Source organism: Prevotella herbatica, from assembly GCF_017347605.1.
Classification (GTDB): Bacteria; Bacteroidota; Bacteroidia; order Bacteroidales; family Bacteroidaceae; genus Prevotella; species Prevotella herbatica.
Genome location: NZ_AP024484.1, coordinates 167736 through 188857, shown reverse-complemented (window position 1 = coordinate 188857; position 21122 = coordinate 167736). Strand labels below are relative to the sequence as shown.

The 21122-nt window shown below is 36.9% G+C and carries 19 protein-coding genes; 14 read left to right on the top strand and 5 right to left on the bottom strand.

The genetic code is table 11. The features are described from left to right. Window positions 1-39 precede the first annotated feature (39 nt). Window positions 40-1083 (top strand): ketol-acid reductoisomerase, encoded by a 1044-nt coding sequence (gene ilvC, locus prwr041_RS00755; RefSeq protein ID WP_207154443.1) that lies wholly within the window; start codon window positions 40-42, stop codon window positions 1081-1083. 1475 nt (window positions 1084-2558) lie between these two features. Here ilvC and pheS read toward each other — a convergent pair. Next, a complete protein-coding gene (gene pheS, locus prwr041_RS00750; protein ID WP_207154442.1) occupies window positions 2559-3599 on the bottom strand; it encodes a phenylalanine--tRNA ligase subunit alpha in 1041 nt (346 codons plus the stop codon). 239 nt (window positions 3600-3838) lie between these two features. Between pheS and prwr041_RS00745 the strand changes: the two genes are divergently transcribed. Genes prwr041_RS00745 through prwr041_RS00735 form a run of 3 tightly spaced genes read left to right on the top strand, consistent with a single transcriptional unit; the run spans window position 3839 to window position 6484 of the window. Next, window positions 3839-4693: a DUF4348 domain-containing protein gene (locus tag prwr041_RS00745; protein WP_207155541.1), complete on the top strand. Its 855-nt coding sequence runs from the start codon at window positions 3839-3841 to the stop codon at window positions 4691-4693. Window positions 4694-4700: 7 nt separating this feature from the next. Then, entirely contained in the window at window positions 4701-5714 is a 1014-nt protein-coding gene (gene murB, locus prwr041_RS00740; protein ID WP_207154441.1) for a UDP-N-acetylmuramate dehydrogenase, read from the top strand. Then, entirely contained in the window at window positions 5711-6484 is a 774-nt protein-coding gene (locus prwr041_RS00735) for an MBL fold metallo-hydrolase (RefSeq protein ID WP_207154440.1), read from the top strand. The genes murB and prwr041_RS00735 overlap by 4 nt, the downstream gene beginning before the upstream one ends. A 22-nt stretch (window positions 6485-6506) precedes the next feature. On the opposite strand, the gene prwr041_RS00730 is transcribed toward prwr041_RS00735, so the two are convergent. From prwr041_RS00730 to prwr041_RS00720, 3 genes are read right to left on the bottom strand one after another with little or no spacing between them, the layout of a single operon-like run. Beyond that, window positions 6507-6752 carry a hypothetical protein gene (locus prwr041_RS00730; protein ID WP_207154439.1) on the bottom strand — a complete coding sequence of 82 codons (246 nt, stop codon included), beginning with the start codon at window positions 6750-6752 and terminating at the stop codon, window positions 6507-6509. Beyond that, window positions 6752-7102, bottom strand: coding sequence for a phage holin family protein (locus prwr041_RS00725; RefSeq protein WP_207154438.1), 351 nt, complete (start codon window positions 7100-7102; stop codon window positions 6752-6754). Before prwr041_RS00725 ends, prwr041_RS00730 begins: the two co-directional genes overlap by 1 nt. Window positions 7103-7108: 6 nt before the next feature. Further along, window positions 7109-7327 (bottom strand): YtxH domain-containing protein, encoded by a 219-nt coding sequence (locus tag prwr041_RS00720; protein WP_018464704.1) that lies wholly within the window; start codon window positions 7325-7327, stop codon window positions 7109-7111. Window positions 7328-7575: 248 nt separating this feature from the next. Here prwr041_RS00720 and prwr041_RS00715 point away from each other — a divergent pair, with 248 nt between their 5' ends. The 8 genes from prwr041_RS00715 to rplT all read left to right on the top strand — a co-directional run bounded on the left by prwr041_RS00715 (window position 7576) and on the right by rplT (window position 14605). Beyond that, window positions 7576-8064, top strand: coding sequence for an SPOR domain-containing protein (locus tag prwr041_RS00715; protein WP_207154437.1), 489 nt, complete (start codon window positions 7576-7578; stop codon window positions 8062-8064). Between the two features lie 36 nt (window positions 8065-8100). Beyond that, the gene (gene ruvX / locus prwr041_RS00710) at window positions 8101-8532 is read left to right on the top strand and encodes a Holliday junction resolvase RuvX (RefSeq protein ID WP_207154436.1); all 432 of its coding nucleotides are present in this window, start codon (window positions 8101-8103) and stop codon (window positions 8530-8532) included. A gap of 20 nt (window positions 8533-8552) precedes the next feature. Continuing rightward, window positions 8553-9116 carry a peptide deformylase gene (def, locus tag prwr041_RS00705; protein ID WP_207154435.1) on the top strand — a complete coding sequence of 188 codons (564 nt, stop codon included), beginning with the start codon at window positions 8553-8555 and terminating at the stop codon, window positions 9114-9116. Window positions 9117-9123: 7 nt separating this feature from the next. Beyond that, a complete protein-coding gene (locus tag prwr041_RS00700) occupies window positions 9124-11100 on the top strand; it encodes a tetratricopeptide repeat protein (protein ID WP_207154434.1) in 1977 nt (658 codons plus the stop codon). 85 nt (window positions 11101-11185) lie between these two features. Next, the gene (gene thrS, locus prwr041_RS00695) at window positions 11186-13138 is read left to right on the top strand and encodes a threonine--tRNA ligase (RefSeq protein ID WP_207154433.1); all 1953 of its coding nucleotides are present in this window, start codon (window positions 11186-11188) and stop codon (window positions 13136-13138) included. Between the two features lie 113 nt (window positions 13139-13251). Beyond that, on the top strand, window positions 13252-13884 hold the full coding sequence (gene infC, locus prwr041_RS00690) for a translation initiation factor IF-3 (RefSeq protein WP_207154432.1): 633 nt from the start codon (window positions 13252-13254) through the stop codon (window positions 13882-13884). Between the two features lie 141 nt (window positions 13885-14025). Beyond that, entirely contained in the window at window positions 14026-14223 is a 198-nt protein-coding gene (rpmI, locus tag prwr041_RS00685) for a 50S ribosomal protein L35 (RefSeq protein ID WP_018464711.1), read from the top strand. 37 nt (window positions 14224-14260) lie between these two features. Beyond that, window positions 14261-14605, top strand: coding sequence for a 50S ribosomal protein L20 (gene rplT, locus prwr041_RS00680; RefSeq protein ID WP_018464712.1), 345 nt, complete (start codon window positions 14261-14263; stop codon window positions 14603-14605). A 59-nt stretch (window positions 14606-14664) separates the two neighbouring features. On the opposite strand, the gene prwr041_RS00675 is transcribed toward rplT, so the two are convergent. Beyond that, window positions 14665-16779 (bottom strand): Tex family protein, encoded by a 2115-nt coding sequence (locus prwr041_RS00675; RefSeq protein WP_207154431.1) that lies wholly within the window; start codon window positions 16777-16779, stop codon window positions 14665-14667. A 122-nt stretch (window positions 16780-16901) separates the two neighbouring features. On the opposite strand from prwr041_RS00675, the gene prwr041_RS00670 reads away from it, so the two are divergent. Together prwr041_RS00670 and prwr041_RS00665 are read left to right on the top strand one after the other, a co-directional pair. Beyond that, a complete protein-coding gene (locus prwr041_RS00670) occupies window positions 16902-18836 on the top strand; it encodes an ABC-F family ATP-binding cassette domain-containing protein (RefSeq protein ID WP_207154430.1) in 1935 nt (644 codons plus the stop codon). Between the two features lie 29 nt (window positions 18837-18865). After that, window positions 18866-20899 carry a M13 family metallopeptidase gene (locus tag prwr041_RS00665; protein WP_207155540.1) on the top strand — a complete coding sequence of 678 codons (2034 nt, stop codon included), beginning with the start codon at window positions 18866-18868 and terminating at the stop codon, window positions 20897-20899. Window positions 20900-21122 lie beyond the last annotated feature (223 nt).

The following is a 21122-nucleotide window of genomic DNA, read 5'->3' as shown; positions in this document are numbered from 1 at the left end:
CGCGATCCCTTAAATGAGGGCGCACATTTTTTTTATAATATGGCAGAAATGAATTTTGGTGGAGTTGTAGAAACTGTTGTCACCAGTAAGGAATTTTCTTTGGAGAAGGCTCGTGAAGTACTAAAAAATGAAACAATAGCCGTAATTGGTTATGGTATTCAGGGACCAGGTCAGGCTTGTAACTTGCGTGATAACGGATTTAATGTTATCGTAGGTCAGCGTGAAGGTAAGACATATGAAAAATGTCTTGCAGACGGTTGGGTTCCAGGAAAGACACTTTTCTCAATAGAGGAAGCTGTCCAAAAAGGTACTATTATTTGCATGTTGCTTTCTGATGCTGGTCAGATTGCCGTTTGGCCAAAAATTAAGCAGTATCTGACTGCTGGCAAAACTCTGTATTATTCTCATGGATTTGCTATCAATTGGCAAGATCGTACAAGTGTTGTTCCACCAAAGGATATTGATGTCATTATGGTTGCGCCTAAGGGCTCTGGTACTTCTCTTCGTACCATGTTCTGTGAAGGTCGTGGATTGAACTGTTCTTATGCTGTTTATCAGGATGCGTCTGGTCATGCAGAGGACAAGACTATAGCATTTGGTATTGGTATCGGTGCTGGATATTTATTTAAGACTACATTCCAGCGTGAGGCTACATCTGATTTGACTGGTGAAAGAGGTTCTTTGATGGGTGCCATTGAGGGATTGCTTGAAGCACAGTATGATGTTTTGCGTGAGAATGGACATACTCCATCTGAGGCTTTCAATGAGACTGTTGAGGAATTGACTCAGAGTTTGATGCCATTGTTTGGTGCAAAGGGTATGGATTGGATGTATGCAAACTGTTCTACAACAGCACAGCGTGGTGCTTTAGATTGGGCACCTCGTTTCCGTGAGGCTATTAAACCAGTTATGGAATGGTTGTATCTTAGTGTTAAGACAGGTAATGAGGCTCAGATTTCTATTGATAAGAATTCAATGTCTGATTATCGAGAGAAGTTAAACGCTGAATTGGAAGCTATGCGCAATAAGGAAATGTGGCAGGCTGGAAATACAGTTCGTAAACTTCGTCCAGAAAATAGTTAATTTTTTTCTCGTACATAATGTTGTAAGGGGGAGTTTCCTGTGAGGGAGATTTCCCTTTTTAAATTCTGTGGAAAATCTTTTGATTAATTGACCTTCATATTCTTTCTTATGCTTCCCATCCTATGCTATTAGATAATAGGGATAACGTGTCAATGGAAAAATGCAGTACGCTATTTTTAGAATTACGACTTTGTTGAACTATTTTGATGACCTAAGGAAAATGGTGAGGAATGTTAATTTTCTTGTGATTTACATAATTCACTACACTGTATTTGCTTTTTAAAGACTAGACCGTATATATTTTTGTAAGAGGCAAGAATATCATATCAAATTAGATCGTCTCTTAATACGTAGCACTTTCTTCTTCCATAATTTCTTTCGTTTCTTTATCTATGGAGCTACGGCATCTCTCATAAAACCCATAAACAGAGGGATAACAAGATGTAGCTTGCTGGATTTTGCTACAACAAGCTATTCTCTAGCCACGATAACTTGCGTGGTTTTAAGGATGGAATGTCTTTTATGTGTGAATTTGTCAAAGAACCGTTAGCTGTATCTGAGGAACTGAGGATGTGTAATGGATTCAGTAAACGAGAACAGAATTTTCAAGCTTGTTTAACTATTCTGCTGAATTCCACTGAATTCTTTGCAAAGATACTTCAAAATTTTTGTCCATGCAATCAGATTTGGATTAGACTGTTAGCCAAAGTTTTAAATACTTGGGGCTGCACATTATAATACACGTGCGCACGTATGTGCACACTCTGGGTTTTTCGTAAAAACAAGTGTCGAAGTGTCTATCTATTGAGCATCAACTTGTTAGAACTCTTTTGGGGTCGAATTAAGTGTCGGTTATTCGTCGGAAAAATATGGTGGAAAAAATCTTCATTTCGCATCATGATTTACGAAGTAATTTGATACGCTTTACGATGTTTTGCAGTGTGTTTTACGAAGAAATGTACTGTGTTTTACGAAGTAATAGAAGGTGAAACATCGTAGAAACGTTTGCGTTTCTATATGGAATCAGTTGCATTTCTATATAGAACGTATGCAAAATTTGAAATTTGACCGTAAATTTACCGTCACTTTTATTAGTTAAATTCGTCGATAAAATATTGTTATTCATTATGTTGACACCTCGACACTTATATTTTTCAAAACCCTAAGTGCGCGCGTGTATACGCGTACATTATATATGAGCAGAAATAGATAACGTTGCTCACCGAAGTTAAATTAACTTAGCTACGTATCGTTTTTTCCAGTGTTTATGGGCTTTGTGAGAAATACAGTAGTTCTGTAGCTTAAAAACACGAAAAAAAGCGGTTTATATAGTTTATGATGAAGTGTTGATATAATTTTGTTATGATGACACAAAACGATATCTATATTATGATAATTTTTTTAACGCTAATTAATTTCAAATGAAAAAGGTTGAAAGAATTACTTTCAACCTTAATCTATATATTTATGTCTGATTAATTTGCAGACTCAAATTCTTTAAGGAAACGTGTGTCGTTTTCTGAGAACATACGCAAATCGCTAACTCTGTATTTCAAATTTGTTATTCGCTCTACGCCCATACCAAATGCATAACCAGAGTATACCTTGCTGTCTATGCCACATGCTTCAAGAACGTTTGGATCTACCATTCCGCAACCTAGGATCTCAACCCAACCTGTATGTTTGCAGAAACCACAGCCTTTACCACCGCAAATATGACAAGAAATATCCATTTCTGCACTAGGTTCTGTAAATGGGAAATAGCTTGGACGAAGACGGATTTTGGTATCAGGACCAAACATCTCACGTGCGAAAGTAAGTAAAACCTGCTTTAAATCGGTAAAGTTAACATTCTTGTCAACATAAAGACCTTCAACCTGATGGAAGAAACAATGTGCTCTGGCACTTATGGCTTCATTACGATATACACGTCCTGGGCATAAAATTCGGAAAGGAGGTTCGTGTTTCTCCATAAAGTGACTCTGGTCACCAGAAGTGTGTGAACGCAAAAGAATATTCTTTGTTACGTCGTTAGGGTCGCTTTGCTCGATGAAGAATGTATCTTGCATATCTCTTGCTGGATGATCAGCTGCGAAGTTAAGCATTGTAAAAACATGCTTGTCGTCGTCAATCTCTGGACCGTCAGCAAGAACAAATCCCATACGTTGAAAAATATCTATTATCTCATTTTTTACGATAGACAAAGGATGGCGTGTCCCTAATTTAATAGGGTAGGCTGTACGTGTCAAATCAATATCGTCGCTCTGGCTTTCAGTCTCTGTAAGCTGTTCACGTAGGCTGTTGATTTTTTCCGTTGCAGTCTGCTTAAGTTCGTTAATCTTGACACCAATAGTTTTCTTTTGTTCAGCGGCGATATCGCGGAAATCAGACATAAGTGCATTGATTTCTCCCTTTTTGCTTAAATATTTTAGACGAAGCTGCTCCACTTCATCTGTATTTTTTGCAGAAAGGCTACTGACTTCATTAAGAAGTGATTCGATTTTCTCTAATAGCATATTTAAAAACGTTTTTATTCTTTTGAATGCTTAATCAGATATGCTATCCAGATAATTTGGCGTAGCATACGTGTTAACTAGTTTGCAAAGTTACGTAATTTTATTGGAAATAGAAAATACAGAAATAATAAATTTATAAGGTATCTATATTTTTCTCTAACTTTATTGCGCCAATCGAAATAAAGTTGTATTTTTGCATGAAAATTTGAGAGTATTTAGTTAGGTAAAAGGAATTAATGATGAGAAAATTAATATTATCTTTCATTGTAGTAATGATCATTTGTGTTGCTGTCTTTTCTACGACAGGTTGCACTGATAAAAAGTCTACATCTGCTGACAGTGCAGTTGTAAGCACAAAGGATGCTGACAGTACGTCTGCTGATACTTTGAATAATATCATTTCTGATACTCCTATGCCAAAGGCTGCAGATGAACTTTTTGATGATTTTTTCTTTAATTTTGCGGCTAACCGTAAGTTGCAGCGTAAGCGTATTCACTACCCGCTACCTATATATAGAGATGGAAAGGTGAAGAAATATATACAGAAGGGACAATGGAAAATTGATAACTTCTTTATGCGTCAGGATTTTTACACGTTGATCTTTGATAACATACAGCAGATGCAGGTTGTTAAAGATACTTCTATTGATCATGTTGTTGTTGAAAAGGTGTATTTTAAGAAGCAACTTGTTAAGCAATATCTGTTTAACAGAATTAATGGCCAATGGATGATGACTTCTATAAACTATAAGCCGTTGTATCAGAATATGAATGCGTCTTTCTTGAAGTTCTATCAGAATTTCGTCGCTGATTCGGCATATCAGGTTCATAGTGTAAACGATCCACTTATGTTTACAGGACCAGATCCTGATGATGATTTTGGAACTATGACTGGCACTTTGGCACCAGAGCAATGGCCGTCTTTCGCTCCCCAGCTGCCAAGTGGACTGATATATAATATAATTTACGGACAGAAATATACAGAAAGTAATCAGAAGATTTTTGTTGTAAGAGGCATCGCAAATGGTCTTGAAACAGAACTGACATTCAAGAAACGTGGTGGAAAGTGGAAGCTTACAAAACTTTCTATGTAAATTGCTTATGAAAGATTATAAAGACTACAGTTTGTTGAATCATAATACTTTTGGTATTGATGCCAAATGCAATAGGTTTATAGAATATTCATCTATTGATGAAGCCCAAAAAGTATCTGTAATTATATCAAATGATAATTTACCTTTCCTTATTATAGGAAGTGGGAGCAATCTTTTGCTTAAAGCTGATTATAAAGGTAACGTGGTCCATTCTGATATTCATGGTATTGAGACTAGTTGCGTAAATGGTGAATATCTTTTGCGTTGCGGTTCGGGCGAAGTTTTTGATGATGTTGTAGCTTATTGCGTGGAACATGGATATTATGGAGCTGAGAATCTGTCACTTATACCCGGTGAGGTAGGAGCGAGTGCAATTCAGAATATTGGTGCATACGGAGCAGAGGCAAAGGATATTATTGCCAAAATAGAAGCTGTAGAAATAGCTACAGGTAATGTTGTTGAATTTGATAATTCTGACTGTGGTTATAAATATAGACAGAGTAAATTCAAAAATGAGTGGAAGGATAAGTATCTAATGACTTATGTCACTTATAAATTGGACCGCACATTTAAGCCGAAACTTGATTATGGCAATATAAGGGCTAAACTAGCAGAACGTAACATACCGGAACCTTCAGCTGAAGAACTTCGGGATATAATTATAGAAATACGAAACGCTAAGTTGCCTGATCCGAAGGTTACTGGCAATGCGGGAAGTTTCTTTATGAATCCTATAGTTGGTGTTGATAAGTTTATGAAGCTGAATGCTGAATATCCAAATATGCCTTATTATGAAGTGTCAAAGACTTCGTATAAGATTCCTGCTGGTTGGATGATTGAGCAGTGTGGATGGAAAGGAAAGCGACTCGGTAATGCTGGTGTACATGATAAACAAGCTTTGGTACTCATAAATTGTGGTGGAGCTACAGGGCAAGATATTATAAAACTTTGCGATACGATCAGGCATGATGTGTTTGACAAGTTTGGTATAGAAATTAATCCGGAGGTGAATATACGATGAAAATAACGTTACTTGGGACTGGAACATCGCAAGGTGTACCTGTACTAGGGTGTTCTTGCGAAGTATGTAAAAGCAATGATAGTCATGATAAACGTTTGCGAACATCTGCATTAGTAGAAACGGAATCTACAAGAGTGTTGATAGATTGTGGTCCTGACTTTCGTGAACAGATGCTAAAACAACCTTTTCGCAAGATTGACGGAGTGCTGATTACTCATATTCATTACGATCATGTGGCTGGGCTTGATGACTTGCGCCCTTATTGCCAATTTGGTGATATAGAAATATATTGTGAGGAAGATGTTGCTAAAGGGTTGCGTAATAATATGCCGTATTGTTTTCCAGATGGTAATGAGAACAAACTTTATCCTGGTGTTCCAAAGTTAAATCTTAATACTATTCATGTGCATAACACATTTAGAATAGGTGATTTAGATATAATGCCAATAAGAATTAAACATGATACTATGTCTATTCTAGGATTTAGAATAGGGAAATTAGCCTACATCACAGATATGAAAAGCATTGATGATGAAGAATTAGAATATTTAAAAGGAATAGAAATTTTAGTTGTTAATGCATTGAGATGGGATAAACCACATCATAGTCATCAGTTGGTCGGTGATGCTATTGCTTTTTCTGAAAAACTAGGTGCAAAAAGAACATATCTCACGCATCTTACTCATTCAATTGGACTTGACAAAATCGCAAATAAACGTTTGCCTAAAGCCGTTAAGTTCGGGTTTGACGGAGAAATTATTATACTGTAAATTCTATTAGTCAAACCAATACTTATCTTCTGAATTTACGATATAATTTCCAACCGAGTATTGCTCCGTCAAAAAGTGCGGCACTGGTATTTATTAATCCGGTTATACGTTTTGAAGGAGACGCACTTTTGGAAAACAAATCAGATGGACGTGACATTTCATCCCATAGATTTTTAATCTTCTTGTCGTCCTCCAGAAGTTGTTGGCGTAATGCCTCCTTGCGCCTTCTGATGTCATCAAGTGATTTATATTCAAAAAAATTCTCCATTATTTATTTAAAAATAAGTTTGCCAAAAATTTAACAAGCGGTTTCTCAATCCATTTATGACGGAAGCTAACACATAAAATAAGTGCTATAACATATCCACCGCCGATAATAGTGAAAGCCATTACATTTCCTACTATAGTGGCTAGAGCAAACGCACATGCAAAACTAAGATATATTAATGCTAGCATCAACAATACTACAATTATAGCAGATATTGTTAAGGCAGTTAGTAATCGAACAATTTTATCAACTACATCGAGTTTCATATATTCTTTTTGAAGCCCGATGTAGTGCTTGATAATTTCTACTAATTGTCCAATCGTTTCTATATTTCTGTCGTTAGAAAACATAAATATTTATTCTGCGTTTTCAGGAGCTGCGTCCTTGATGTCATCAACAAGATCGTCAACTTCCTTACGTGTTAGTTTGATGTTGTGTTTCTTACAAAAATCATCAACAGCGTCTGTGATTTTACAACGAGTTTCTGTCCCTTTTTCAGGAGCAACTAAGAGACCAATAGCAGCACCAGCGATAGCACCACCAAGGAATGCTCCGATATAACCTAATGTCTTCATAATCTTGTAATTTTTATTGTTAAACTATCTATACGATAAATTTCCTTTGTATTAATTTATCTTATTGGCAAATATAATAAATCTTTTGTTTGTAAGCAATAGAATTTATATCATTTTTTGTTAAATGACTCGTATTTGTTTGATTTAACAAACTTTATGCGGTTTGTTGAATCGTTTTTGTGATATATTTTGTAATTTCGCACGATATATTAATGAATAAAGGTCTAATTTCAATAAACAAAAAGATTATGAAAAAAAGTTTGGTTTTATGCGCAGGATTGTGTGTAGCATTTGCGTTTACAAGTTGTAAATCAAGTGAAAGCGCTTATAAAAAAGCTTATGAGAAAGCTAAGGCTCAAGAACAGGCTCAGTCAGCAGACGTAGCTCAGACTTCTGCACCTGTCGTTACTCCTTTGGAGCAGAAGCCAGCCACTCAGACAACTGTTGTTGATAATGCCGATAATGCAGTAGTTCGCCAAGAGAGTGTTACTGTTGTCAGTGGTCCTGCATTGAAAAACTTTGGAGTTGTTGTTGGTTCTTTCTCATTGAAAGCAAATGCAGAAGGTTTGCAAGGTACTCTTAAGAGTGCTGGTTATGATCCTTCAATTGTTTACAACAGTGAAAGAAATATGTATCGTGTAGTTGCAGCTTCTTTTGACGGAAAGACTGATGCTGTGAAGGACCGCAATACTCTTCGTGCAATGTATGCTGATGCTTGGTTGCTTTTCAACAAATAATTGTTTGCTCTTTAACAAGGGCTTTAATAAATATTTATGGCACGTATTCTTTCTATAGATTACGGTAAGAAGCGTACTGGACTGGCAGTGACTGATCCATTGCAGATTATTGCGAATGGGCTAGTCACTGTTTCTACGTCTCAACTGTTTGATTTTCTAAAAGACTATATTTCAAAGGAAGTTGTTGAGTGTATCGTAATAGGAAAACCGACACAACCAAATGGACAGCCAAGTGAAAATCTTGCAAGAGTTGAGCAGTTTGTGAATAGATGGCGTAAAGCTATGCCTGAAATTCCGATAGAGTATTATGATGAGCGTTTTACATCTGTTCTAGCACATAAAGTGATATTAGATTGTGGTGTGAAGAAAAAGGCTCGTCGAGAAAATAAAGGGCTAGTGGATGAAATATCCGCAACGATTATTTTGCAGGATTACATGCAATATAGACGCTCTTCATTAAATGTATAACTTAAATTTTCGCGAAGCGAATGATTTTACCTATTTATATATATGGTCAACCAGTATTGAGAAAGGTTGCTCAGGATATAACACCGGATTATCCGGAATTGAAAGAACTTATAAGTGATATGTTTGAGTCGCTTACAGCAAGCGACGGTGTTGGATTAGCAGCACCACAGATTGGCAAGGACATAAGAGTCGTTGTCATAGATTTGGACGTGTTGGGTGATGATTTTCCTGAATATAAGGATTTCAAGAAGGCTTATATTAATCCTCATATTTTAGAATATGATGAAAATGCTCCAAAGGAAACAATGGAGGAGGGATGCTTGTCATTACCTGGTATTCATGAGAATGTGACTCGTCCTACTCGTATACACGTAGTATATAAGGATGATCAGTTTAATGATCATGATGAGTGGGTGGATGGATATTTAGCTAGAGTCATGCAGCATGAGTTTGATCATCTTGAAGGAAAAATGTTTATTGATAGAATGCCTCCTTTCCGTAAGCAATTGATTTTTGGAAAATTGAAAGCTCTTCTTAAAGGGAAGGTCCGCTGTGGATATAGAACTAAAATAGCACATAAATAAAAACGTTATGTTTAAGAGGCTGCTTATATTTGTTGTTATATTTGTATTTGCAGGGAGCAATTCTTTTGCTCAGTATAATACAGACCGGCTGCTTCAGTCCGGAGAGTTAGCTCTTGAAAACAATGATTATGTAGTAGCTATACAACATTGTAATAATGTTATTTCAAATAAGCCGTACCTCTATAAGCCGTGGTTTTATAGAGGTATAGCTAAGAAAAGCCTTGGTGATTATGTAGGTGCAGAGGAAGATTTTAATGAGGCTGTGAGATTGAATCCTTACGTGCATGAACTGTTTGCAGAAAGGGCTGGCAACAGATTAAATCTTAGACGATATTCAGATGCTATCAATGATTATACAAAGGCATTGAGTTTAAATCCTGATGAAAAAGGATATTGGTTTAATAGGGCTTGGGCTAGATTTCAGAGCAAAGATGTAAAGCAGACTAGGCTAGATCTTGAATATATTATAAAAAGATGGCCTGATTTGTCAAATTCTTATGGTTTGATGACCGAGACTTATATTAATGCCAATGACACAGCGTCTGCTTCGAGATGGCTTGAACGAACGTTGAGAGTTAACCCTTATGATGGCAATTCTTGGTCAATATTGGGTAGGCTTAATCTTCAGCGAAAGAATTGGAGAAAGGCTGATGAAGCTTTTTCAAAGGCTATTCATTATTCTCCAAAAGTAGTTAATAACTACACATATAGGGCTATGGCTCGTGTAAACCTTAATAGGCTTCGTTATGCGATGGAGGATTACGACAAGGCTATAGACATGGATCCAAATAATTTTATATCTCATTATAACAGAGGCTTGTTAAGGCAGACCTTGGGGGATGATAATCGTGCAATACAAGATTTTAGTTTTGTATTGAGATTAGAACCTAATAATTTGTTGGCTTTATATAACAGAGCGATTTTGCTTGATAAAACAGGTAGTTATCGATCTGCAATCGCTGATTACACGAGAGTTATAAATAAGTTTCCTAATTTCTGGTCGGGCTTGTTAAGCCGTGCCAAATGTTATCGCAGACTTGGTATGACTGCAAAGGCAGAACTTGATGAGTTTAGAGTATTTAAGGCGCAAATGAATAAGCATATTGGAGTGCAGCAGAGATGGAGTAGAGCAAAGTTGCGTCAAGTAAGAAAACTCAGTGATATAGATGTTGAAAAATATGATCAATGGGTTGTGCAGGATTCCGAAGTTACTACTCCTGAATATAAGAATGAGTATCGTGGTTATGTTCAAAACAGAGAAGTGACAACTAAGTTTATGCCAATGTTTATTTTGTCATATCAAAAATATACTAATGGGATAAACGATTATCAGTTGATAGATAAGGATGTTGAAGCTTTTAATTCAAAAGTCAATCCTGTCCACACGGTATATATCACGTGTCGTCCAGATGCCATTTCAGAAACGGATACAAAAGATTATTTCACAACAATTCAAGAGTTAACCGACAAGGTCAAGATGACTAATGATATGAAAGCGGCTTCGCAAATTTTACTGCAGAGAGCTGTTGCATATTCAACAATATATAATTATGAAGAGGCAATAAACGACTTGAATGATTATTTAAGTATAGATAGTGTGTCAGAACTTGCTTATTGGCAGCGTGCCGTGTGCTTGTCTCTTGTGAGAAATTATGATTCTCAGAATAATTCAGGAACAAATATGACATTGGCAAAGTCAATAAACGATTTTAAAAAGGCTATAGGCATAGATAAAGATAATGCATATTTATATTATGATCTAGCAAATGTTTATTCGTCAACAAAAGATTATAAAAACGCAATAATTAATTATGATATGTCAATTGAACTAAATTCAAGATTGGCAGAAGCATATTATAATCGTGGTATTGCCAAAATTTTTGTAAGTGATGTGCGTGGAGGATTGAAAGATTTGAGTAAAGCGGGCGAGTTGGGTATTTATGATGCCTATGCCTTGATGAAAAAGTATTCTGTTGAGAAATAGCCAAATTATGTCGTTTATAATTTTGTTATTTCATTGATTTAAATTACCTTTGCGTCAACTTTGATTTATAAAACTAATTTGTAATATGGTTAAAATCACATTCCCAGACGGATCTGTTCGTGAGTATGAACAGGGCGTAACTGGTTTTCAAATCGCTGAGAGTATATCACCTGCTCTCGCTCGCAACGTTGTATCTTGCGGGGTTAACGGTGAAATTGTGGAATTGAATCGCCCTATTAATGAGGATTCTTCAATTGCACTTTATAAGTTTGAAGATGAAGAAGGAAAGCATACTTTCTGGCACACCTCTGCACATCTTCTTGCTGAAGCTCTAAAAGAATTGTATCCTGGTATACAGTTTGGCTTCGGTCCAGCTATAGAAAATGGATTCTTCTATGATGTAATGCCTGCAGAAGGACAAGTTATCTCAGAAAACGACTTTGCTAAAATAGAGGCAAAGATGTTGGAACTTGCCAAGAAGGACGAGGCTGTTGTTCGCAAGGATGTAACCAAAGCTGATGCTCTTAATGAATTTAAGGCAGACGGACAGGAATACAAGTGCGAGCATATCGAACAGGATCTTGAGGATGGAACAATATCTACATACACTCAAGGAAATTTCACGGATCTTTGCCGTGGTCCACACCTTGTTTCAACAGGGTTAATCAAGGCTGTAAAGATCACAAGTGTTGCTGGCGCTTTCTGGCGTGGTGACGCTAAGCGCGAGCAGATGACTCGTATATATGGTATCTCTTTCCCAAAGAAAAAGTTGCTTGATGAGTATCTTGTGATGCTTGAAGAAGCTAAGAAACGAGATCATCGTAAGATTGGTAAGGAGATGGAACTATTCATGTTCTCAGAACGTGTAGGTAAGGGCTTGCCAATATGGTTGCCGAAGGGAACACAGCTTCGTCTTCGTTTGCAGGAAATGCTCCGTGGACTTCTTCGCCCATATAATTATCAGGAAGTTATAACTCCGGGTATTGGTAGTAAGAGCCTTTATGTGACATCTGGTCACTATGCTCATTATGGTAAGGATGCTTTCCAACCTATTCATACTCCTGAAGAGGATGAGGAATATATGTTGAAGCCAATGAACTGTCCTCATCACTGTGAGGTATATGCGCGTAAACCTCGTTCATATAAAGATTTACCTCTTCGTATTGCTGAATTCGGAACTGTATTCCGTTATGAGAAGAGTGGTGAATTACATGGATTGACTCGTGTACGTACATTCACACAGGATGATGCACATATCTTTGTTCGCACAGATCAAGTAAAGGCTGAATTTGAGAATGTAATTGATATTATTCTTAAAGTTTTCAAAACTTTCCATTTTGATAATTATGAAGCACAGATCTCACTTCGTGATCCTAGCGACAAAGAAAAATATATCGGTTCTGATGAAGTTTGGGAAGAGAGTGAGAATGCTATTAAAGAAGCTTGCAAAGAAAAGGGGCTTAATGCTCATTGTGAGATAGGCGAAGCCGCTTTCTATGGTCCTAAACTTGATTTCATGGTAAGAGATGCTATCGGACGTAAATGGCAGTTGGGTACTATTCAGGTAGATTATAATCTTCCTGCACGTTTCAAATTGGAATATACAGCAGAGGATAATACAAAGAAAACTCCTGTAATGATTCATCGCGCTCCATTTGGTAGTCTTGAGCGTTTCACAGCTGTTCTTATCGAGCATACAGCAGGACATTTTCCATTGTGGCTTACACCTGATCAGGTTGCTATTTTACCTATTTCGGAAAAGTATAATGACTACGCAAAGAAAGTTGGTCAATATTTTGATTCTGTTGGTGTTAGAGCAACTATTGATGACCGTAATGAGAAGATAGGACGCAAAATTCGTGACAATGAGTTGAAGCGTGTACCTTATATGGTTATCGTAGGAGAGAACGAAAGTGCAGAAGGCCTTGTCAGCATGCGTAAGCAGGGTGGTGGCGAACAGGCAACCATGAAGATGGAAGAGTTTGCACAGCGTATCAATGCAGAAGTAAAGGAAATGCTTTCTGCCGTTAATGAGTAATTATATATAATATAAGAATAATAAAATAAAAAAATCGGGATTTATTTTGGTATTTCCCGACTTTTTAGTAATTTTGCATCCGTTTAGTGTATAAACGAACATAAAATAGTTTAATGAAGAATGACAAATTGAAAAATCAGTACCGTGCGAATGAACAGATACGTGTACGTGAAGTCCGAATTGTAGGAGAGGACGGGTCAGAAGTGATTCCTACACGAAAAGCTTTAGATATGGCGCGCCAGCAGGGAGTAGACCTTGTTGAGATATCTCCTAATGCGCAGCCTCCTGTTTGTCGTCTCATAGACTATTCAAAATTCCTGTATCAGCAGAAGAAACATCAGAAAGAGATGAAACAGAAGCAGATAAAGGTAGAGGTGAAAGAAATTCGTTTCGGGCCTCAAACCGATGAGCATGACTATCAATTTAAGCTGAAGCATGCACAGGAATTCCTAAATGAAGGAAATAAGGTTCGTGCTTATGTGTTTTTCCGTGGTCGTTCTATTCTTTTCAAGGAACAAGGTGAAGTTTTGTTACTCCGCTTTGCTAATGATCTTGAGGGATACGGTAAGGTAGAACAGATGCCTAAACTTGAAGGTAAGAAAATGTTCCTATATATTGCTCCAAAGAAAATTGGTGTTGTAAAGAAGAGCCAACAGAAGTTGGACAGGGAGAAGCGTGAGAGTGGGTCTGATTCAGCTGAAAGAGTTGATAATCTTGTAGAAGATAATAACGAAAGCAACGATTAATTCACAGAAGTGAAGGTCGGCGTGGATGTTTTTAGTAAGCTGAAAGACGACAAAAGCTCAGAAGATTAAGGACAAAATAAGTGCGTAACGCCGGGTATATGCGTTGCCACTCATAGATAACAATTTAAAAAAATAAAAAAAATGCCAAAAGTTAAGACAAATTCCGGTGCGAAGAAAAGATTTACTTTCACCGGTACTGGTAAGATTAAAAGACATCATGCTTACCACAGTCACATTCTGACTAAGAAAACAAAGAAGCAGAAGAGAAATCTTGTTCACCAGACAATGGTTGACCAAACTAACATGAAGCAGGTTCGTGACTTGCTCTGCCTCCGTTAATTTAACTTAGTAGAACATTTAAAGAAGAAAGAAAACTATGCCAAGATCAGTAAATCACGTTGCTTCAAAAGCAAAGAGAAATAGAATTCTTAAGCTCACTAAAGGTTATTATGGAGCTAGAAAGAATGTTTGGACGGTAGCTAAAAATACCTGGGAAAAGGGTCTTACTTACGCTTACCGCGATCGTAGAAACAAGAAGCGCAATTTCCGCGCATTGTGGATTCAGCGTATCAACGCTGCCGCTCGTCTTGAGAACATGAGCTACTCTACACTTATGGGTGCTCTTCATAAGGCTGGTATTGAAATTAACCGTAAGGTCCTTGCTGACCTAGCTGTTAACAATCCAGAGGCTTTCAAGGCTATTGTTGATAAGGTTAAGTAAATTATCTTATTACATATTAAAAGTCGCATTAGTTTGTTCTAATGCGACTTTTTTGTTCTTTATAGTTTCATGCTAAGACTTATTCTGTTTCTTTTTCTGTCAATTTCAATAACCTTGACCTTTACTTGTTGATGGAGTTTTACGATTTCATTTGGATCTTTTATATATCTGTCTGCCAATTGGGAGATATGTACCAATCCGTCTTGATGAACCCCTACATCAACAAAAGCACCGAAATTTGTAATATTGGTTACTATCCCAGGAAGTTCCATGCCAATTATTAAATCTTCAACTGATTTTACATCTTTCGCAAATTCGAAAGTCTCAATTTGGTCTCTTGGATCCAACCCTGGTTTTTCCAATTCTTTCATTATATCCTGTAGAGTAGGAAGTCCAATGTTGTCTGTGATATAGTTTGATAGCTTTATGCTTTTTAAAATCTCCTTGTTGTTTATAAGTTCTTTTACCTTGCAGTTGTTATCTTTTGCCATTTTCTCAACAACTTTGTAACTCTCAGGATGAACAGCACTATTGTCTAGGGGATTCTTTGCATCTGGTATGCGAAGAAATCCTGCGCATTGTTCAAAGGCATTTGTTCCAAGTCTAGCAACTTTCTTAAGTTGATTTCTACTTTCAAAAGCTCCATTCTCTTTTCTGTAGTCAACAATATTTTTAGCAATAGTAGGACCGAGTCCACTCACGTATGTGAGTAGATGTTTACTTGCTGTATTAAGATTTACGCCAACTGTATTTACGCAACTTTCTATAACAGTATCAAGGGTTTTCTTTAGTTTTGTTTGATTTACGTCATGCTGATATTGTCCGACTCCTATGCTTTTGGGGTCTAGTTTCACAAGTTCAGCCAATGGATCCATAAGTCTTCTTCCGATAGAAACTGCTCCACGTACAGTTAGGTCATATTCTGAAAATTCATCTCTGGCAATTTTTGATGCCGAATATATAGAAGCACCATCTTCACTAACAACATAAGTTGGTATATTTTCAATTTTTCTAAGTATGTCTGAGGTCTCTCGGCTTGCTGTTCCGTTACCCACAGCTATAGCTTCGATGTTATAGTCTTTTACTATCTTGTTGAATTTGCTTAAAGCGTTGCTACTTGCTTTGTCACCAACCGCAAATACTACGTCATGAAAAATTAGTTCTCCTTGAGCGTCAAGACATACAACCTTACATCCTGTTCTTATGCCAGGGTCAACTCCCATAACTCGTTTTTGACCTAAAGGCGCAGCCAAGAGTAATTGTCTCAGATTCTCAGCGAATACTTTTATGGCCTCATCGTCGGCTAATTCCTTACTTAAATTTGCAAACTCTGTTTCAATAGAGGGCTTTATCAATCTTTTAAAAGAGTCGTTGATAGCTTCGTCAACAAGTTGTTGACATTTGCCATATCCATGAATGTAGTGTCTCTTTATATTATCTATACACTCATCTTCGTCGGTGTCAATGCTAATGCGCAGGATTCCTTCGTTTTCACCTCTTCTCATAGCTAGTAATCTATGACTGCTGCAACGCTTTAATGGTTCTTGAAAATCGAAGTAGTCAGAAAATTTTTGTGCTTGTTCGTCTGTGCTCTTGTTCTTTACAACTTTAGAGACAATCATAGCATCTCGTTTAAAAAACTTTCTTACAGATTGTCTCGCTTGTTCATCTTCGCTTATAGTTTCTGCAATAATATCTTTAGCTCCTTCTAGTGCTTCTTCTACACTTTTTATATTGTTCTTTACAAATCTTTCTGCCACTTTTTGTGGGCTTTGCTCACGATGCATCATTATTATAACCGAAAGTGGTTCAAGGCCATTTTCTCTTGCAATTTGTGCTCTAGTTCTTCTTTTTGGCTTATATGGTAAGTATATGTCTTCCAGCTCATTAGCATTCCAACATTCATCTATCTTTTTTGATAGTTCTGATGTCAGCTTACCTTGCTCTTCGATAGTTTTGACTACAGTTTCTTTTCTTTTGATAAGCTCTTTCAGTTTATCATACATTACACTTATATCTGTAATTTGTACTTCATCCAAAGATCCTGTACGCTCTTTTCTATACCTTGAAATGAAAGGGATTGTACATCCGTCATCAAGTAACATTATAGTATTTGAAACTCCTGTAATAGGGATATTCAAATTCTTTGATATTATATCATTTACGTTAGTCATATTACTTTTTAGTTTATACTTGGTATGCAAAGATAATACTTTTATTAAATTTATAGAATTAATTTTGTAATATTATTGATAATGTCTACCTTTGTAAACAATAATAAAATAGTAAAATTGAAATGATTTCAGTAGAAGGTTTAAAGGTTGAGTTTGGCGTGAAGCCATTGTTCACGGATGTTAGTTTTGTTGTGAATGATCGTGATCGCATAGCACTAGTAGGTAAAAATGGTGCGGGAAAGTCAACCATGCTTAAGATATTATGTGGTTTACAGAAACCTACAGCTGGTAATATAGCTATCCCCAATGATTCTACTATAGGATATCTCCCACAGGTAATGAAACTTCAGGATGATACAACTGTTAAAGAGGAGACAAGAAAGGCTTTTGCAAATAATACCAAACTGAAGCTGCGTCTTGAAAAAATGCAGCAAGAAATGACTGATCGCACAGACTATGAAAGCGATTCTTATGCAGATTTGGTTGATAAATTCAGTCAGGAACATGAACGTTATACGATGCTTGGTGGTGAAAGTTACGAGGCAGAGATAGAAAAGACTCTTCTCGGACTTGGTTTTTCTCGCGAGGATTTTGAACGCCCAACAAAAGAATTCTCTGGAGGTTGGCGTATGCGTATAGAATTAGCTAAGATATTACTTCAGAAACCAGATGTTCTTCTTTTGGATGAACCTACTAACCATTTGGATATTGAGAGTATTCAATGGTTAGAACAATTTCTTACGCAAAGTTCAAGTGCTGTTCTCTTGGTCAGTCATGATAGAGCTTTTATAAATAACGTTACCAATCGCACGTTGGAATTAACATGTAGACACGTTGAGGATTATAGAGTTAAGTACAATCAGTATCTTGTGTTACGTGCAGAACGTCGTGAACAGCAGTTGCGTGCTTATGAAAATCAGCAAAGAGAAATGGCTGATATTAAATCTTTTGTAGATAGATTCAGATACCAGGCATCCAAAGCTGTGCAGGTACAACAGAGAATAAGACAACTCGAAAAAATTGTGCCTATTGAAGTTGATGATGTCGACAATAGTAGAATGCATCTAAAGTTCCCTCCATGCCTCAGAAGTGGTGATTATCCTGTTATATGTGAGGATTTGAGGAAGGATTATGGAGATCATACTATTTTCTCAGATGTGAATCTTACAATAAAACGTGGTGAAAAAATTGCATTTGTAGGTAAGAACGGTGAAGGCAAATCAACTCTCGTAAAATGTATCATGAATCAAATTTCATATACAGGAAAACTGAAAGTTGGACATAACATACAAATTGGATATTTCGCTCAGAATCAGGCACAGTTACTTGATGAGAGCCTTAGCATATATGATACGATAGATGAAGTTGCTACAGGTGATATGCGTCTTAGAATCAATGATTTGTTAGGTGCATTCATGTTTGGTGGTGAAATTTCAGATAAAAAGGTAAAGGTCTTAAGTGGTGGTGAGCGTAGTCGCTTGGCTATGATAAAACTATTATTGGAACCTGTAAATCTTCTTATTCTTGATGAACCTACAAACCATTTGGATTTGCCATCAAAAGATGTCTTGAAAGAAGCTATAAAAGCGTTTGACGGAACTGCTATTATCGTAAGTCATGACCGTGAATTTCTTGATGGACTTGTTGATAAAGTTTATGAGTTTGGTGGTGGTAAAGTCATCGAGCATCTTGGTGGTATCTATGATTACCTTCATGCACATAATGCAGAAACAATACATGAGGCAATAACTAATGCCACCGTTCAATTTGATGCTTCTAGCAAAACAGTTGAATCTCCTGCTAGTAAAATGTCTTATGCAGAACATAAAGAGCAGCAGAAAAAGCTGAAGAAGGCAGAAAAGAAAGTCAAAGACTGCGAGACAAAAATTGCAACGATGGAGACTAGAATAAAAGAACTTGATACTTTATTGATGAATCCTAAGAATTCTACGAATATGAAACTTGTAACAGAATACAAGTCAATAAAGGATTCTTTAGATAAGGAAAATGAAGAATGGTTCATTTTATCCGATGCTTTAAGTGAATTACAGAAATAGTAATATTATAAACATAAACTATTTAGATGATGAAAATGAAAAGTTTATTTCCGATTATGATGTTTGCTGCAGCACCAATGGTTGGTGTAGCACAGAATAATTCGGGACTTGTGGAGAAAAACTTCGACAAGTCTGTTCGTCCTCAGGACAATTTCTACCAGTTTGCTACTGGTGGTTGGCAGAAAAACAATCCGCTGCCAGCTGCATATAGCCGTTTTGGTAGTTTTGATCAGTTGCAGGAAGACAACAACAAGCGTATTAACAGTATCCTTAGTGATCTTCAGAAAAAGAAGTTCAAAAAGGGGTCAATTGAGCAGAAGCTATCTGATTTCTACAAGCAGTCTCTTGATGTAGCTGCACGTAACAAAGCTGGAATCGCTCCTGTAAAATCGATGCTAGATGAAATCGAAGCTGCGAAGACAGTTAATGATTTGCGCGCTTTGCAAATTAAATATGCTGCACAGGGATATGGTATTCAGTTTGGTTCATATTTCAGTGCAGATGAGAAAGATGTAAAAAACAACATATTGTCTATTTCTCAGGGTGGTCTTACTTTAGGACAGAAAGATTATTACGTAAATAATGATTCTGCTACAGTTGCTATTCGTGAAGCTTATAAAAAGCACATTGCACGTCTCTTTAAGCTATATGGCTTTGACGAGGCTGCTGCTCTGGCAAAGAGTGCTGATATTTTCCGTCAGGAGACATTGGTTGCTCTTATTTCTAAGAGCATGACAGAACTTCGTGATCCTCAGGCTAATTACAATAAGATGACTCTTGCTGAATTTAAGTCTGATTATCCTAATATTCCTTTGGAGCAACTTTCTAATGCTGAGGGTATAAAGAGTGAATACATTCAGTCAATGGTTGTTGGTCAGCCTGCATTTATGACAGGTCTTGACAAGTTGATGTCATTGCAGACAGCCGACGAGATCAAGGCTCTTATGGAGTGGGATGTTATTCAGAATAGTGCTAGCTATCTTTCTGATGAAATCCGTGAAGCAAACTTCGATTTCTTTGGTAAGGCAATGAGTGGCCGTAAAGAGGATTATCCTCTTTGGAAGCGTGCTACAAATCAGGTAGAAGCACAGATGGGCGAGGCTCTCGGTCGTATGTATTCAAAGCGTTTCTTCCCAGAGTCTTCTAAGAAGATGATGACTGAGCTCGTAAAGAATCTTCAGCTAAGTCTTGGAGAGCGTATTGACGCTCAGACATGGATGAGCGATACAACTAAAGCAAATGCACATAAAAAGTTAGACAAATTCTATGTTAAGATAGGTTATCCTAACAAGTGGACTGATTATAGCAAACTTACTATAGATCCATCTAAGAGTTACTACGAAAATGTAATGGCATGTCGTAAGTTTGCTCATGATAAGCGCATTGCTGACAAAGCTGGTAAGCCTGTTGATAAGGATGAGTGGTTTATGACGCCTCAGACTGTTAATGCTTATTACAACCCTACAACAAACGAGATTTGTTTCCCAGCTGGTATTCTTCAGTATCCTTTCTTTGATCCTAAGGCTGATGCAGCATTCAATTATGGTGCTATCGGTGTTGTCATTGGACATGAGATGACTCACGGATTTGATGATCAGGGTCGTCAATATGATTCTGATGGTAATATGAAGGATTGGTGGACTGCCAGTGATGCAAAGGGCTTTGATAGCCGTGCTAAGATGTATGCAGACTATTTTGATGGAATAGAAGTTCTTCCTGGACTACATTCTAATGGTAAGTTTACATTAGGTGAGAACCTTGCAGACCACGGAGGTTTGATGGTTGCTTACAATGCATTAATGAAGGCTACTGCAAATAAGGCTTTGAAAGATAAGGATGGTTTCACTCCTGCTCAGCGTTTCTTCCTTGCTTATGCTGGTGTTTGGGGACAGAACATTACAGAAAAAGAAATTCGCAATCGTGTAAAGCGTGATCCTCATTCTCTTGGTGAATGGCGTGTAAACGGAGCTCTTCCTCATGTTGCAGCTTTCTATAAGGCATGGAACATTAAGAAGGGTGATAAGATGTATTTGCCAGAAAGTGAGCGTTTGCAGCTTTGGTAAAATATTATTTTTAATAATTATAATTGGTGCTGGAACATGTTTCCAGCACCTTTTTTTGTATAAAGATAAGCAACCTTTTAAAGATAAGAGAGAATGAATTCTTTTTGTATTGTATTCAATTTGCGTTATCCTTAGATAAGATAAGCTGCATCTCAACAATAAAAAAGAATGAATTCTTTTTGTATTGTATTCAATTTGCGTTATCTTTGCATATAATTTTATA

Excerpts from the sequence above, each read along its gene's own strand:
- ilvC (WP_207154443.1), top strand. The coding sequence starts at position 40 with ATGGCAGAAATGAATTTTGGTGGAGTTGTAGAAACTGTTGTCACCAGT.
- pheS (WP_207154442.1), bottom strand. The coding sequence starts at position 3,599 with ATGCTATTAGAGAAAATCGAATCACTTCTTAATGAAGTCAGTAGCCTT.
- prwr041_RS00745 (WP_207155541.1), top strand. The coding sequence starts at position 3,839 with ATGAGAAAATTAATATTATCTTTCATTGTAGTAATGATCATTTGTGTT.
- murB (WP_207154441.1), top strand. The coding sequence starts at position 4,701 with ATGAAAGATTATAAAGACTACAGTTTGTTGAATCATAATACTTTTGGT.
- prwr041_RS00735 (WP_207154440.1), top strand. The coding sequence starts at position 5,711 with ATGAAAATAACGTTACTTGGGACTGGAACATCGCAAGGTGTACCTGTA.
- prwr041_RS00730 (WP_207154439.1), bottom strand. The coding sequence starts at position 6,752 with ATGGAGAATTTTTTTGAATATAAATCACTTGATGACATCAGAAGGCGC.
- prwr041_RS00725 (WP_207154438.1), bottom strand. The coding sequence starts at position 7,102 with ATGTTTTCTAACGACAGAAATATAGAAACGATTGGACAATTAGTAGAA.
- prwr041_RS00720 (WP_018464704.1), bottom strand. The coding sequence starts at position 7,327 with ATGAAGACATTAGGTTATATCGGAGCATTCCTTGGTGGTGCTATCGCT.
- prwr041_RS00715 (WP_207154437.1), top strand. The coding sequence starts at position 7,576 with ATGAAAAAAAGTTTGGTTTTATGCGCAGGATTGTGTGTAGCATTTGCG.
- ruvX (WP_207154436.1), top strand. The coding sequence starts at position 8,101 with ATGGCACGTATTCTTTCTATAGATTACGGTAAGAAGCGTACTGGACTG.
- def (WP_207154435.1), top strand. The coding sequence starts at position 8,553 with ATGATTTTACCTATTTATATATATGGTCAACCAGTATTGAGAAAGGTT.
- prwr041_RS00700 (WP_207154434.1), top strand. The coding sequence starts at position 9,124 with ATGTTTAAGAGGCTGCTTATATTTGTTGTTATATTTGTATTTGCAGGG.
- thrS (WP_207154433.1), top strand. The coding sequence starts at position 11,186 with ATGGTTAAAATCACATTCCCAGACGGATCTGTTCGTGAGTATGAACAG.
- infC (WP_207154432.1), top strand. The coding sequence starts at position 13,252 with ATGAAGAATGACAAATTGAAAAATCAGTACCGTGCGAATGAACAGATA.
- rpmI (WP_018464711.1), top strand. The coding sequence starts at position 14,026 with ATGCCAAAAGTTAAGACAAATTCCGGTGCGAAGAAAAGATTTACTTTC.
- rplT (WP_018464712.1), top strand. The coding sequence starts at position 14,261 with ATGCCAAGATCAGTAAATCACGTTGCTTCAAAAGCAAAGAGAAATAGA.
- prwr041_RS00675 (WP_207154431.1), bottom strand. The coding sequence starts at position 16,779 with ATGACTAACGTAAATGATATAATATCAAAGAATTTGAATATCCCTATT.
- prwr041_RS00670 (WP_207154430.1), top strand. The coding sequence starts at position 16,902 with ATGATTTCAGTAGAAGGTTTAAAGGTTGAGTTTGGCGTGAAGCCATTG.
- prwr041_RS00665 (WP_207155540.1), top strand. The coding sequence starts at position 18,866 with ATGAAAATGAAAAGTTTATTTCCGATTATGATGTTTGCTGCAGCACCA.